The organism is Microvirga flavescens, from assembly GCF_003290125.1.
Taxonomy (GTDB): Bacteria; Pseudomonadota; Alphaproteobacteria; order Rhizobiales; family Beijerinckiaceae; genus Microvirga; species Microvirga flavescens.
Genome location: NZ_QMKH01000003.1, coordinates 262,693 through 276,504, shown reverse-complemented (window position 1 = coordinate 276,504; position 13,812 = coordinate 262,693). Strand labels below are relative to the sequence as shown.

Below are 13,812 nucleotides of genomic sequence, written 5' to 3'. Positions count from 1 at the left end.
TCGGGAAGCGTGAACCGCTGTTGCTGCTCAGGCCTTGGAAGCCTGATCATTCTCTGCCGATTCGTGATCCGCGGCGACCCGCAGAAGCTCGGGAAGAGGAACCCAGCCGACATTCTCGCGGCGATTGAGAACGAGATAGGCCTCACCCTCACGCACGGCGTCGACCGTGCAGGAGTAGGCGCGGCGATCTGCCGGGGGGCGGTAGACGACGGTATCGCCGACCGCGATGCTGTCATCCGCGCGGGGGGAGGCAGGCGACTTCGCCTGTGGAGCGGCGCTCGAGGGATCATCGCTGGGGGTGCCGTTCTGCGCCCGATAACGATCCAGAGCCGCAATCGCGGCCCGGGCCCGGTCGCGGTACCGGTCCGAGATCACGCGGAGGATGCTGCTGCTCTCCCGGCCGGGATACCAGGATGTCCCGCCGATCTTGGCAAGTTCTTCCGCTACGATCTCAACTTCTTCATCCGTCATATCAAATCCTCCCGCCGATCCGAACGCTATATACTTCATGAGGCGAACTTAACCGGGCGGTCTGTGCTCTACGCCAAGAGCCAGAATGCTACGCCCGCGACTCAGACTTTGAAAGAGTGAAGGGGTAAAAGAAGGGGTGCCTCAGGATTGCTTTGTTGTTGCATTTCTTCCTTTAGGGAATGCGTGCAGGCGCACGCAATAGGACTTTTTGGCTCTCATGACAAATGAGAAGCGACAACCCGCGAGAAAAGTTTCCAATGTCGGATGAATTTTTTTGCCTTGGGACAGGGAAGGCGACAGCACGCGCAAGACAGACGCGCTCTGTCTCACTCGGTGACCATGTGGGATTTAGGCGGTCCCGTTCAAAACTCTGAGTTAAAAGGTCGGTGTGCCGACGGCCGGCATGCTCATTCGGTACATGAAGCGGTACACGATCCCGCTAAGCGGGAAGTTTCTTCTTTTGAAAGACGTTGTGATTTCAGCGGAAATAATGGTCGGAGTGGCAGGATTTGAACCTGCGACCCCTACGTCCCGAACGTAGTGCGCTACCAGACTGCGCTACACTCCGCCGCCGAAATCGTCGGGAGGCCGCCTTATAGCGGCGGGATGGGGGTCCTGCAAGCGCCAAGGCGACAAAAAATTCATCTCTTTCCAACTGCGACAAACACGGTTGCCAGCGACGCTCATGCCGACTATGTAAACCGCGCTTCACGAAGCGCATTGGGGCGTCGCCAAGCGGTAAGGCAGCGGTTTTTGGTACCGCCATTCCCAGGTTCGAATCCTGGCGCCCCAGCCAAATCCAACGAACATCGTCGTTTATCGAGAGCCATGAGACGGTTGGCGCTTTCATGCGCGCTGAGGTGGCACAAGTTGTCGGCCAAGCGGAGCGGCGACCGCCCCGCCCGTCGTTGCGTTCTCGTGGTGACGTGGCGCCGTTCAGCTCTCAGAGCTGCGACCGCAAATGCTCGAGATTGTATCCGGCAGCAGCGGCGGCACGAAGGATATCCTCCGGCTCCTGTTGGCCCGCTGAGGCGAGGGCCCAGAGCGTGGCCGAGCGCGTTCCCGAGCGACAGAAGGCGAGGATGGGATGCTTCATCTCGCCAAGGGCAGCTTTGAAGGCTGCGACATGGGCGGCGGTCAACTGGCCGGGAACGAGCGGAATGTGCCGGTAGTCGAGACCGAGTTGCGCCGCGAGGGCAGCGAGTGTGGTGTTCAAAGGCTGGTCTGGGCTCTCTCCATCGGGGCGATTGTTGATGACGGATTTGAAGCCCTGCGTTGCGGCCTGCTTCAGATCGTCTTCCGTCAGCTGAGGAGAGACGGAGATGTCTTGTGAGAGTTTGGCGGCTTGCATGAGAGCTCCTTTCATTTCGTGGAATGCACCGCTCACGGGCGGCAATAAAGCTTGTGCAGCGTGGCGAGGAGTTCTTCGATGCGCGGATCGGCGACGCGGTACCAGAGGGTCTGACTCTCGCGTCGGAAGGTGACGATGCCCTCGTCCCGCATCTTCGCCAGATGCTGCGAGAGGGCCGATTGCGACAGCGAAACCGCGTCCGCCAAGGCAGTCCCGTTGGCCTCGCCCCATTCCACCAGCTTGCAGACGATCATCAGCCGGCGTTCGTTGGCGAGCGCACGAAGAATATCGGCGACCTCCGTGGCCTTCTTTTCGAAAACCTCCGGATCGAAGCCAGGATCGATCACTTGCGGGCTCCTGTAAATTAGATATTGCTTAATTAGCAATTTCTTATATATGATGTCAAGAACGATGGCGCGGGCCTACCCGCGGCAGGATGGCAACCTACCTGCAAGTGGCAGCAATGGAAAATTCCATACGCATCGCTCCGCCGTCGCAAAGGGAGACTTAAAATGACGATCGATCGTGCTGTGATGTTCTTTGCGGGCTTTATGGTGCTGCTGTCCCTGGGGCTCGGCCTTTACGTGTCGCCGTATTGGTTCTGGCTGACGGCCTTCGTTGGCGTGAACCTGATGCAGTCGTCCGTAACCGGTTTCTGTCCTGCGGCGATGGCTTTCAAGAAGCTCGGCTTCAAGCCCGGCGTGGCGTTCCGCTGAAGCTCACACGCATCCGCATTTTCTTCATTGGACCGAGGCGTCTCATGGCGGCTGTGAAAACGTTCGCGCGGGCTTTACTCTTCGTTGCGGCGGGAACGACATGGTCCTGCGCGCAGGCAGGGGAGTTCACGGTTCGGGCCGTAACGATCCCTGAAACGAAAGCGGTCTTCGCTCGCGTGGAGAGCCGCACAGTCGTGCCGGCACGCGCGCGCATCGGCGGAACGATCAGGGAAGTGAAGGTTTCCGAAGGCAGCCAGGTTGAGGAAGGGCAGGTCATCGCCGTCGTCGTCGATGACAAGATCGCCCTTGAGCTAAATGCCGCAGAAGCCAGGATCAATCAGCTCAAGTCGCAGCTAGAGAATGCACGCACCGAGCTCGACCGCGCGCAGATGCTTTTTTCGCGTGGCGTCGGCACGCAGAGCCGCGTCGATCAGGCAAAGACGCAGTTCGACGTGACCGTCAATCAGGTCGCTGCGGCGGAGGCCGACAAGGCCGTCGTCATGCAAAGGGCGCGCGAGGGCGATGTGCTCGCGCCCGCGACGGGACGCGTGCTCACGGTGCCGGTGACGTTGGGTTCCGTCGTCCTGCCAGGAGATCAGATCTCGCGCATTGCGAGCGGTCAGTATTATCTGCGCCTCTCGATCCCGGAGCGGCATGCTGCCGAGATCGTTGAGGGAAGCAGCGTTATCATCGGCGAGCGCGGCCTTGCGCCCGTGCGCAACGATAGCAAGGCGAGCGTGCGTCAGGGACGCATCGTCAAGGTCTATCCTGAAATCGAAAATGGCCGCGTCATCGCCGATGTCGATGTTGCGGGTCTCGGCGATTATTTCGTGAATGAGCGCACGCTGGTGTGGATTCCCGTCGGCAAGCGTTCGGCGATTGTCGTCCCGCCGCAGGCGCTCACGACGCGCCACGGTGTCGACTACGTGCGTGTGACGACGGCCGAGGGTCCGCGCGATGTGGCTGTCATCACGGGCGAGACGTTCGAGGATCAGGGCCAGAAACGCATCGAGATTTTGACGGGCCTGCGTGACGGCGACAAGGTTGTGCTGCCGTGAATCTCGGAATTGCAGGCCATCTCACCCGCTTCTTCATCAACTCGCCGCTCACGCCACTCTTCCTCGTCGCCTCTTTCGCGCTCGGGCTTGTTGCTCTCGTCACGCTGCCGCGCGAGGAGGAGCCGCAGATTTCCGTGCCGATGGTGGACATCCGCGTTTCCGCGAACGGGTTGAAAGCGGAAGATGCTGCCAAGCTCGTGACCGAGCCGTTGGAGACCATCATCAAGGGTATCGCCGGTGTCGAGCATGTCTATTCGCAGACACAGGACGACGGCGTTCTCGTCACGGCCCGCTTCCTCGTCGGTACAAGTTCGGACGCCGCCATCCTGCGCGTGCACGAGAAGGTGCGCGCCAATATGGACCGCATTCCGGTCGGTATTCCGGAACCCTTGATCGTTGGACGAGGGATCGACGATATCGCCATCGTCGTCGTGACATTGACGCCGAAGGCGGATGCCACCTCGCGCTGGACGCAGAACGATCTCACGCGCCTTGCACGCGAGTTGCAGGTGGAGGTGGCGAAGCTGCCGGATATCGGCCTCACCTATATCGTGGGTGAGCAGCCGGAAGAGATCCGGGTCGAGCCCGATCCTGAAAAGCTCTCGCTTTACGGTATCACGCTGCAGCAGCTCACCGCCAAGATCGAAGGCGCGAACCGCTCTTTCCAGATGGGGCAGCTTCGGCAGAACGGGCAGCAGCTTCCTCTTGTCGCCGGACAGACCCTGCAGAGCGTGCCCGAAATCGGAAACATTCTGCTGACGGCGCGGGACGGGCGTCCTGTCTATGTCAGGGACGTGGCCAAGGTGGTGCTGGAGACCGAGACGAGCGAAGCCCGCGTTACGAACATCAGCAAGGTTGGCGGCGGTCTCGAGCGTGTGCCTGCGGTATCGCTCGCCTTCGCGAAACGGCCCGGCACCAACGCGGTCGTCATTTCGGAGTCTATCGTCAAGCGCCTTGAGCAGGTGCACGGTCAGATCTTCCCCGCCGATGTGGAAATGACCGTCACGCGCAACTACGGTGAGACCGCGAACGAGAAGGCGAACGAGCTTCTGTTCCATCTGGGTCTCGCAACGATTTCCATCGTCGTTCTCGTTGCCCTGTCGATCGGCTGGCGCGAGTCGCTGGTGGTCGCGTTGGTCATTCCGACGACAATCCTGCTCACGCTCTTCGCGTCACGCCTGATGGGTTACACGCTCAATCGGGTCAGCCTCTTCGCACTCATCTTCTCCATCGGTATTCTGGTGGACGACGCCATCGTCGTGATCGAGAACATCGCACGCCACTGGGCGATGAAGGGCGGGCGCAACCGAGCGGCTTCCGCCATCGATGCGGTCGCCGAGGTGGGCAACCCCACCATCGTCGCGACATTGACCGTTGTGGTGGCGCTTTTGCCGATGCTGTTCGTCTCAGGGATGATGGGCCCTTACATGAGTCCCATTCCGGCGAATGCTTCCGCCGCGATGGTGTTCTCGTTCTTCGTCGCCGTCATCGTCACGCCCTGGCTCATGCTGCGGCTGGGCAAGGCGCACGTCCAAGATCATGAGAAAACGGGAGATCGCGAAGCGGGTTGGCTTGGCCGCCTTTATGTGGCAGTTGCCGAGCCGGTTCTGCGCACACGCGGGCGCGCCTGGACGTTCCTTGCCGTGGTGGGGATCGCCACCATTGCCTCGCTTGGTCTCATCTACACGAAGCACGTCACCGTGAAATTGCTGCCTTTCGACAACAAGGCGGAACTCGACGTCGTGATCGACCTGCCGGAGGGCTCTTCGGTTGAGGACACGAACCGCGCACTTCAGGCAATTGTCGACAGGCTCGCCGCGATTCCGGAAACCGTGTCGTTCCAGGCTTACGCGGGCACGGCTTCGCCGTTCAACTTCAACGGGCTCGTGCGGCACTATTACTTGCGCAACCTGCCACATCAGGGCGACGTGCAGGTGAACCTTCTGCCGAAGGGAGAGCGGAGCCGTGAGAGCCATGACATCGCGCTTGAAATTCGCGAACGGCTGAAGGGGCTCGATCTTCCGGCACGAACGACCGTGAAGGTAGTCGAACCGCCTCCGGGGCCGCCGGTGCTCGGAACGCTGCTCGCCGAGATCTATGGACCTGATGCTCAGACACGCCGGGCCGTCGCCGCGAAAGTTCGCAAGGCCTTCGAGAGCGTGCCGTTCATCGTGGACGTAGGCGATTCATACGGCGCGCCTGCGGACCGCGTGCGGATCGCTATCGATCAGGACAATCTGGAATATTACCGGGTTGAGCAATCCGACGTTTATGACGCGATCCGCGCCTTTTACGGCGGTACGACCGTGGGCTATTCGCACAGGAGCGGCGGCCGCCAGCCCATCCCGATCCGCCTTGCTCTCCCTAAGGACGAGAAGGTGATGAGCGAGCGCAACCTGACGCTGCCCGTTCCTGCCAATACGCTTCCCGGCGACAGGAGCGTGGTGGAGCTCGGCGATGTCGTGCGGGTGACGCGCGAGCCTGCCTCGTTCCCGATCTTCCGACACAACGGGCGCGCGGCGGAAATGATTACCGCCGAACTTGCCGGCGAGTTCGAGGCACCCGTTTACGGTATGATCGCCGTGGCCGATGCCATTAAACAAATCGACTGGGGCGATTTGCCGAAACCCGAGATCGCCTTGCACGGCCAGCCTGACGACGAATCCCGCCCGACCCTTTTGTGGGACGGGGAGTGGGAGGTGACGTGGGTCACGTTCCGCGACATGGGAGCCGCGTTCGCGGTGGCGATCCTCGGCATCTACATTCTCGTCGTCGCGCAGTTCGGCTCATTCAAGCTGCCGCTTGTCATTCTCACGCCGATTCCACTGACCTTCATCGGGATCATGCTCGGGCACTGGCTGTTCGCAGCGCCGTTCTCGGCAACGTCGATGATCGGCTTCATCGCGCTTGCGGGCATCATCGTCCGCAACTCGATCCTGCTCGTGGACTTCATCCGTCACGCGCGACGGCCCGACCGTCCGCTGATCGATGTAGTGCTCGAAGCGGGAGCCATCCGGTTCAAGCCAATCCTCCTGACCGCGATTGCGGCGATGATCGGCGCGGCTGTCATTTTGACCGACCCCATCTTCCAGGGGCTTGCCATTTCGCTTCTGTTCGGATTGGCCTCGTCCACGGCGCTGACGGTGCTCGTCATCCCCGCGATCTATATCGCGCTGCGCGGGCGCGGCGATGCGTGAGGTCAGCTCGTCGGCAAGGGTGTGCCGTTGGCGATGAAATCCTCCAGCAGCTTTGTTGGCTGGGAGATGTCGATACCCTTTTCGCTAAGCCATGCGTCGTTCAGCGTGGTGGAGCGGTAGCGGTCGCCGTGGTCGCAAAGCAGCGTCACGACGGAGCCCTTCTGGCCTGAGCGGATCATCTCCGACATGAGCTGCAGGCAGGCCCAGATATTGGTTCCCGTGGAGCCGCCGCAGCTCTTGCCGATGATGCGGCTGATGACGCGTTGCGCGGCAAGGCTTGCCGCATCCGGAACCACGACCATGCGGTCGATCACCTCGGGAACGAAGGACGGCTCGACGCGGGGCCGCCCGATGCCTTCGATCACGGATGTGCAGCGCTCGATGCGCTTGATGCTGCGGTCCACATAGTGGCGATGGAACACGGAGCCTTCCGGGTCCGCCACGCAAAGGCGGGTCGCATGTCTTTTGTAGCGCACATAGCGGCCAAGCGTGGCGGAAGTTCCGCCCGTTCCCGCGCCTGAAACGATCCAGGTCGGAATGGGATCGGGTTCCTGCGCCATCTGCGAGAAGATCGATTCCGCGATGTTGTTGTTGCCGCGCCAATCGGTGGCGCGTTCGGCGTAGGTGAACTGATCGATGTAGAAGCCGCCCGTTTCATCGGCGAGCCGCTGAGCCTCGTCATAGACGCTGGCGGGATTGTCGACGAGATGGCACTCGCCGCCATAAAACTCGATGGCCGCAATTTTTTCGCGCGACGTCGATTTCGGCATGACGGCGACGAAACGCAGTTTGAGCAGACGGGCGAAGTAAGCTTCCGAAACGGCGGTCGACCCGCTCGAAGCTTCGACGATCGTCGTGCTGGGGCCGACCTTGCCGTTGCACAGGGCATAGAGAAACAGCGACCGCGCTAGCCTATGCTTCAGGCTTCCCGTCGGATGACTCGACTCGTCCTTGAGATAGAGCGTGATGCCGGGCGTCTTCGGCAAGTCGATGCGGATGAGATGCGTATCCGCCGAGCGGTTGAAATCGGCCTCGATGATCCCGATGGCCTCATGCAGCCAGGCCTGGGAACAACATCCGGAGACCTCTTTTCCAACGAGGCGAGAGCTTTCGGGCATCATGAGGCGCATCTTTCCGGAGCCGGGGCTTAAAGAGATGGAACCATCATGCGCAGCAGCCCCGGTAATTATTCTTCTATTTTGCCCGCAAGGGACCGAGTAAGATAAAAAATATATCAAAAAATCCAGAAATTCCGGAATATTTTATCGTAAATTGCACTCACGCCTGTGATCATTGTTCTCAATCGATCCATAAACTGATAAATCCTTTCGGAAAAGAGAGAGGCAGCCGGGAATACAGGATGAGCACGATTGACGATTTCGACCGCCGCATCCTCGCTGCCCTGCAGGCCGATGCGACCTTGACCGTCGGCGAGCTCGCGGAGCGGGTCGGGATCTCGTCCGGGCCCTGCTGGCGGCGTATCCAGAAACTGGAAAAGGCTGGCATCATCAAGAAACGGGTCGCCATTCTGGATCGTGACCTGCTCAATGTCGGCGTCACCGTGTTCATCGCCGTCAAGACGAGCCAGCACAATGCGGCCTGGCTGGAGAAGTTTCAGAAGGCGTTGAAGGACATTCCGGAGATTCTGGATTTCTACCGGATGAGCGGCGACGTCGATTATCTCATCCGCGCGGTGGTTCCCGACATCAAGGCTTATGACGATCTCTATAAGGAGCTTATCTCCCGTGTGGACTTCACCGACATCACCTCCATGTTCGCGATGCAGGAGATCAAGTCGACCACCGAGATCCCATTGAGCTACGCGATGCTCCGGCGCTGATTGCGCCTCTGGCGGCCCACGCTAGTCTGACGCTCGAAGAGTGATCGGACGATTCGCCATGAAAGCCACAGCCAGCCAGCGCCTCGAACAAGCCCTTGCCCGCATCGACGACACGAATGGGCAAGGCAAGATCGTTTTCACGAAGGTCTACAAAGACGAGGCGCGTCGCGCCGCCGAGGCGGCCGATCATCGCGCCCGCACCGGGACGCCGCTCGGCCCGCTCGATGGCGCCATCGTCTCCGTCAAGGATCTGCTCGATGTCGCCGGCGAGCCGACGGCGGCAGGATCAAAGATCAGCCGTGATGCGCCACCGGCGGAGCGCGATGCCGACGTGGTTCGCCGCCTGCGGGCAGCAGGCGCGGTCATCATCGGCAAGACCAACATGACCGAATATGCCTTTTCGGGCATCGGCCTGAACCCGCATTACGGAACGCCGGGCAACGCCCATGACACCAGCCGCATTCCGGGTGGTTCGTCCTCCGGCGCAGGCGTTTCCGTCGCCAGCGGCATGGCGGAGATCGCCATCGGTTCAGATACCGGCGGCTCCATCCGCATTCCCTCGGCCCTCAACGGCCTCGTCGGCTTCAAGCCGACACAGCATCGTGTTTCGCGCGACGGCGCTTTTCCGCTCTCCTTCCTGCTCGACACGCTCGGGCCATTGGCTCCTTCCGTCGCGGCGGCTGCGGCGACGGATGCAGTTCTTGCGGGTGAGGAGACCGATACGCTCGCGCAACGAACCGTGCCAGGTCTGCGCATCGGCATTCCACGTGGGTTTCTGTTCTCGGACACGCAGGACGACGTCGCGAATGCTTTCGAGCGCGCGATTTCGCATCTTGCAGCGGTGGGGGCGCGAGTCAGCGACGAAGCGCTTGACGATCTTCTCCTCGCGCCCAGCCGCGTTCAGACGCCGGTGAGTTTTGCCGCGATCGAGGCGCATTGTGTTCACAAGGATGCGCTGACGAGCCGGGCTGGCGATTTCGATCCCTTCGTTCACAAGCGCATCATGCGCGGCCGCGAACTCGATGCGCCGAGCTATGTCGGCATGGTGCAGGAGCGCGCGCGTCTGATGCCGGTAATGGATCAGCGCCTTGCCGATTTCGACGTGCTGGCGCTGCCGACGGTGCCGTTTGTTGCGCCGAAAATCGCGGATGTTCAGAGCGAGGAAGACTTCGTGCGCACGAACGTTCTGATCCTGCGCAACCCGTCCGTCTTCAATTTCTACGATCTGCCAGCCTTGTCCCTGCCGATCCCGCATGGCGGCCCGCTGCCCATCGGCCTGATGCTCGTTGGCCAGCGTGGACGCGACCGCGAGTTGCTCGCGGTCGGCGCGGCAATCGAAACTGAACTCAGCCGGATCTAGGCCGGCTGAACCAGGTTGGCGAGAAGCCGGAATGCGCCGGGAACGAGCTTGTCGAGCTGGTGGTGCAGCACGAGGCTGACATGGGTGTGCCGGCCTTTTCCGATTTGGCCTGAGACCAGTGCTCCGTGAAGCGGGTTCTCACCCTGATCGTTCATCGCGAGTAGCGGCTTGTAGGCGCCGTCCCACGATGAGGCGAAGTAGAGCCCGCGCTCCTTGTCCCAGCCACTCCAATCGCCCGCATCGATCTTGTTGGGGCCAGTAAGCAGCGGGTGGCCCGGCTCCAGAGTGGTAACGGGCGCATTCGGATCGGTCACCCGCCAACGCAGGGAAGGGGAGCCGATGATAAGGGGGCGCGGCGGCGTCTTCTGCGGGTCCCATCCATCCGACGGGCGATGATAAAGCGTCACGAGATGGCCGCCATCCTCGACGAAGCGATGCAACCGCGCTGTTGCTGCCGCAAGATCCGGGCGGGTGCCGAAGGCGAAGATGCCGATGACGATGGTGGTGAAACGCGACAGATCCTTGTTCAGCGCCTCGCCATCGAGCTCCGTGACATCGAAGCCCAGTCGTGAAAGCCAGACACCAACGCGATCATTGCCGCCGCCGACATAACCAATGCGCGTCTCAGGAGAGCGCCGCACATCGAGCGCCAGCACCTTGAGAACTTCACGATTCACAAGCGCAGTGCGTCCGATATGCGGATAAGCGATGGGCGTGGACCGATAGGCTTCCTGGCCTTCCACCAAGGGTGCAAGGGTGTAGAGCCCTGCCGCCAGACTGTCCGGCGGCGTGATGCGTGCACCACCGCTCTCGCCGACGATGTCCCAACCCTGCGGAGCCTTGAAGGCGACGTTGCCCGTTTCATCGCAATCAAGCCGCACCTTCACAGCGAGAGTGGCGAGCTTTTCCTGAAGGTTGATGATGATGGCTTCCGGTTCGAGCACCAGGGAGTGCGCCGGTGCAATGCGGAAGCCTTCCTCCAGATCTATGATGCTCTCGACTTCGCGCCCGCTGATCGTGGTGCGGATTGCGACAGTAACGTCGCCGTTTCCGCCGAGAGTGCGGTAGGCAGGAGGATAAGCCTTGGTGAATGAAGCATCCTGCGAGACTGAAAGATCGAAAAGGATTTCGCTTTCATTCTTGCGGCGCGAAGCTGCGATGGCGGGAGACAAAACCGGTTCTGCCGAGGCTTGAAGCTCCGGTGCATGCAGGGCCACGTGCAGAACACTTTTCCCACCGGGCGATACGACGCATGGTTCCGCCCATGCGCGCGCCTGTACGCCGCTCGCCTCCAGAATGACCGAATCGAGTTCGCGCAGCTTGCGCGTGAGACGATGGCCGATCTCGTTACACGTCGTCTCCGGGCACGCAGCCAAGGCCTTTTCGAGATGATCTGCGGCTTTCAAAGCGGCTTCGACAATGCGTTCGCGATGCGGGAAGGCGAGGATGGTGCCGTCGATGGCTTTCTGTGCTGCCGACAAGTGAGAAGCCACCTCAGCCGGGATATTCGCGCCACCGGCCAGCGCGCCGACCGTCGCGAAACCATCGCGTATGTCGCTCTCGTCCACCTCCTGGTCGAGACGATGGAGCGACCAGGATTGCGGCGGATTCTCGCGCCAGATCCCCATGCCCTGCGTTTGATGTTGCATACGCGACCACTCGCCGATGCGCGCGAAAGGCGCGCCTGTCGCGGTATCGACGCCGGGAGCCGTGACGTGCAGCGTGGCACGCGGAGGGGGGACTTCGTCATCATACGTGCCGCCGCCGCCGGACCAGGCGGGGAGGTAGAACTTCGAGACGCGCCACGGAGAAAGCCCCTCGGAGAAATGGTGCGGGTAGGCGCTTGGGTCCGCCGCGCGATCTATGGCAACTCTCGCGGCGCGAGTCATGGCGCGGTGGTGGCCGTGCTGGCCCGGTACGTCGAGGAACGTTGGGATCACGACATCAGGCCGCTCCTGCCGATAGGCGCGCACCAGACGTTCGATGATGCGATCCTCGCCCCAGCGGGCGAGCGTGTCCTCGCCGCTCTTGGAGAAGCCGAAATCGTGGACCGGATCGTCCGGCCCATGCCCGAGCCAATGAATATCGGCATCGATCACGCGCGCCGACGCTTCCATCTCGAGCGTTCTGACGATGCCGAGCGCTGCGCCGCGTTCCGGCCCGATGGCGTTCTGCCCGCCTTCTCCGCGCGTGGAGCAGGCGACGACGATGCGCATGCCGTAGCCGAAGCGCAAGGCGGCGAACATGCCGTTGGCTTCGTCATCCGGGTGTGCGCCCGTGTTCATGACGGTGAGGACAGAGGATAAACGTTCGAGCTTGCGGTGCAGGCGAACGAGGGCGGGGTCGGCCATTTCCTTCGCGATACGTTCGTGCGCGCGCAGCATCGGTTTGTCCTTTGGCGTTCTAAAGTTTTTCTTCACTTGCAGGCTCTGTTGCCGTGTCGAGCCTTGGCGTGACCGTTTCGAGAAGGGGCAGGGCAGCCGCGCCCAAGGCCGCTGTGAGTTGTCCCGTCGCCCCACGCATCACACGCGGAACGGATCGTTGATGTCGGCTCGCAATGGAGCGCGGCAGCGGGTCGAGCGCAGCGATCAAATCGTCGAGAAGCGCATCCGGCAATCCGCCGCCGAAGACGATGCTCTCGGGATCGAAGAGGTTTTCCAGCATGCCGACGACAGGCGAAAGATAGAATGCTGCTTCCGCGATCCATTCCCGCACGATGGGGTGCGCCTGACGGTGAAGGGCTTCAAGCTCCAGCGGGTCATCGCATGCAATGCCGCCGGCACTCAGACGCTCCTTCAACGCGTGCGGGGATGCATAGCGCTCAAGGCAACCGCGATTGCCGCACGGGCACGGTTTTCCACCAGGGGCGACGATGATGTGGCCGATTTCGCCCGCATTGCCGAAAGCGCCGCGCAAGGGGCGTCCTTCCGTGACGATGCCGAGACCGAGGCCAACACCGAAATAGAGCAGGCAGAAATTCTTGAGGTTACGCGCGACGCCATGCAGCCTCTCGCCGACAGCGGCGGCGGTCGCGTCGTTCTCGACCAAGGTCGTCTTTCCGGTCGTCTCGCTCAGGACGGCGCTTGCATCGAGACCGGACCAGCCGGGAAGGGTCGTCGGACCGACGGAGCTCATGCCTTCGATCTCGAATGGTCCGGGCATCACAACGCCGACGCCGAGCAATCTTTCGCTCGCGCCGGGAACTTTTTCGCACGCCTTGTCGATCTCTGCCTTCAACCGCTGCTTGATGTGACGCGGAGCGGTATCTCCCAGCGGGATCGTGTGATGCGCGCGCACCTGTCCCAGAAGATCGACGAGGACCGTGACGAGATGATCGGCTGCGATTTCGACGCCGACCGTCATGCCACCGTCAGGATTGACCATGACCTGCACGGGCGGCAGGCCGCGCCCTGCGCGCAGGCGGCCGCATTCGAGCAACAGACCTTCCTCGAGAAGCTCGCCGACGATGTTGGAAACGGCCTGGGAACTCAAATGCGCCAGGCGCGCGATGGCGGTGCGGCCGAGCGGCCCGTGCAGACGCACGGCATCGAGCACGACGCGCCGGTTATGGGTGCGGCTGCGTTCCGGGTTGTTGCCGATGGCAACTTTCGAGGGTGCATTCTTTGGGCGTGGCATCCCAGCCTCGTGCTCTGCGAAAGGAACGATGGCAAGCGTTCCTGAATAACTCAAGTAAATTATTTTATTGACAGGAGGCGTTCTTCCAAGCGAGCCTGTTCGAATGAGCGGGCTTTCTCACGCTCGGAACTGGGAACAAACGCCACGCCGATATGAAATCTCGGCTGGCCCATGTGGAGGGTC

General features: G+C 61.6%; 11 protein-coding genes and 2 tRNA genes. 6 read left to right on the top strand and 7 right to left on the bottom strand.

The genetic code is table 11. The features are described 5' to 3' along the window. Nucleotides 1-27: 27 nt before the first annotated feature. Together DQW91_RS08615 and DQW91_RS08610 are read right to left on the bottom strand one after the other, a co-directional pair. Nucleotides 28-471 carry a hypothetical protein gene (locus DQW91_RS08615; RefSeq protein WP_198411818.1) on the bottom strand — a complete coding sequence of 148 codons (444 nt, stop codon included), beginning with the start codon at nucleotides 469-471 and terminating at the stop codon, nucleotides 28-30. 491 nt (nucleotides 472-962) lie between these two features. Next, nucleotides 963-1,039, bottom strand: a tRNA-Pro gene (locus tag DQW91_RS08610). Between the two features lie 153 nt (nucleotides 1,040-1,192). On the opposite strand from DQW91_RS08610, the gene DQW91_RS08605 reads away from it, so the two are divergent. Then, a tRNA-Gln gene (locus tag DQW91_RS08605) sits at nucleotides 1,193-1,267 on the top strand. Between the two features lie 147 nt (nucleotides 1,268-1,414). On the opposite strand, the gene DQW91_RS08600 is transcribed toward DQW91_RS08605, so the two are convergent. Together DQW91_RS08600 and DQW91_RS08595 are read right to left on the bottom strand one after the other, a co-directional pair. Then, nucleotides 1,415-1,822: a protein tyrosine phosphatase family protein gene (locus DQW91_RS08600; RefSeq protein WP_112663334.1), complete on the bottom strand. Its 408-nt coding sequence runs from the start codon at nucleotides 1,820-1,822 to the stop codon at nucleotides 1,415-1,417. 32 nt (nucleotides 1,823-1,854) lie between these two features. After that, entirely contained in the window at nucleotides 1,855-2,169 is a 315-nt protein-coding gene (locus DQW91_RS08595) for an ArsR/SmtB family transcription factor (RefSeq protein ID WP_112663185.1), read from the bottom strand. A 165-nt stretch (nucleotides 2,170-2,334) separates the two neighbouring features. On the opposite strand from DQW91_RS08595, the gene DQW91_RS08590 reads away from it, so the two are divergent. From DQW91_RS08590 to DQW91_RS08580, 3 genes are read left to right on the top strand one after another with little or no spacing between them, the layout of a single operon-like run. Further along, entirely contained in the window at nucleotides 2,335-2,538 is a 204-nt protein-coding gene (locus tag DQW91_RS08590) for a YgaP family membrane protein (protein WP_112663184.1), read from the top strand. A 44-nt stretch (nucleotides 2,539-2,582) separates the two neighbouring features. Next, the gene (locus tag DQW91_RS08585; protein WP_112663183.1) at nucleotides 2,583-3,596 is read left to right on the top strand and encodes an efflux RND transporter periplasmic adaptor subunit; all 1,014 of its coding nucleotides are present in this window, start codon (nucleotides 2,583-2,585) and stop codon (nucleotides 3,594-3,596) included. Next, nucleotides 3,593-6,793, top strand: coding sequence for an efflux RND transporter permease subunit (locus DQW91_RS08580; protein ID WP_112663182.1), 3,201 nt, complete (start codon nucleotides 3,593-3,595; stop codon nucleotides 6,791-6,793). The genes DQW91_RS08585 and DQW91_RS08580 overlap by 4 nt, the downstream gene beginning before the upstream one ends. 2 nt (nucleotides 6,794-6,795) lie before the next feature. Here the strand turns inward: DQW91_RS08580 and DQW91_RS08575 are convergent, their stop codons facing one another. Next, on the bottom strand, nucleotides 6,796-7,911 hold the full coding sequence (locus DQW91_RS08575; protein WP_112663333.1) for a PLP-dependent cysteine synthase family protein: 1,116 nt from the start codon (nucleotides 7,909-7,911) through the stop codon (nucleotides 6,796-6,798). Nucleotides 7,912-8,162: 251 nt separating this feature from the next. On the opposite strand from DQW91_RS08575, the gene DQW91_RS08570 reads away from it, so the two are divergent. Both DQW91_RS08570 and DQW91_RS08565 read left to right on the top strand, forming a co-directional pair. Next, a complete protein-coding gene (locus DQW91_RS08570) occupies nucleotides 8,163-8,633 on the top strand; it encodes an Lrp/AsnC family transcriptional regulator (protein ID WP_198411825.1) in 471 nt (156 codons plus the stop codon). Between the two features lie 58 nt (nucleotides 8,634-8,691). Beyond that, nucleotides 8,692-9,993, top strand: a complete 1,302-nt coding sequence (locus DQW91_RS08565) for an amidase (RefSeq protein WP_112663180.1) — start codon at nucleotides 8,692-8,694, stop codon at nucleotides 9,991-9,993. On the opposite strand, the gene DQW91_RS08560 is transcribed toward DQW91_RS08565, so the two are convergent. Then, entirely contained in the window at nucleotides 9,990-12,377 is a 2,388-nt protein-coding gene (locus tag DQW91_RS08560) for a PIG-L family deacetylase (RefSeq protein ID WP_112663179.1), read from the bottom strand. The two genes, DQW91_RS08565 and DQW91_RS08560, sit on opposite strands and share 4 nt — an antisense overlap. A 19-nt stretch (nucleotides 12,378-12,396) precedes the next feature. Next, nucleotides 12,397-13,629 (bottom strand): ROK family protein, encoded by a 1,233-nt coding sequence (locus tag DQW91_RS08555; RefSeq protein WP_112663332.1) that lies wholly within the window; start codon nucleotides 13,627-13,629, stop codon nucleotides 12,397-12,399. Nucleotides 13,630-13,812 lie beyond the last annotated feature (183 nt).

Excerpts from the sequence above, each read along its gene's own strand:
- DQW91_RS08615 (WP_198411818.1), bottom strand. The coding sequence starts at position 471 with ATGACGGATGAAGAAGTTGAGATCGTAGCGGAAGAACTTGCCAAGATC.
- DQW91_RS08600 (WP_112663334.1), bottom strand. The coding sequence starts at position 1,822 with ATGCAAGCCGCCAAACTCTCACAAGACATCTCCGTCTCTCCTCAGCTG.
- DQW91_RS08590 (WP_112663184.1), top strand. The coding sequence starts at position 2,335 with ATGACGATCGATCGTGCTGTGATGTTCTTTGCGGGCTTTATGGTGCTG.
- DQW91_RS08585 (WP_112663183.1), top strand. The coding sequence starts at position 2,583 with ATGGCGGCTGTGAAAACGTTCGCGCGGGCTTTACTCTTCGTTGCGGCG.
- DQW91_RS08575 (WP_112663333.1), bottom strand. The coding sequence starts at position 7,911 with ATGCCCGAAAGCTCTCGCCTCGTTGGAAAAGAGGTCTCCGGATGTTGT.
- DQW91_RS08565 (WP_112663180.1), top strand. The coding sequence starts at position 8,692 with ATGAAAGCCACAGCCAGCCAGCGCCTCGAACAAGCCCTTGCCCGCATC.
- DQW91_RS08560 (WP_112663179.1), bottom strand. The coding sequence starts at position 12,377 with ATGCTGCGCGCGCACGAACGTATCGCGAAGGAAATGGCCGACCCCGCC.
- DQW91_RS08555 (WP_112663332.1), bottom strand. The coding sequence starts at position 13,629 with ATGCCACGCCCAAAGAATGCACCCTCGAAAGTTGCCATCGGCAACAAC.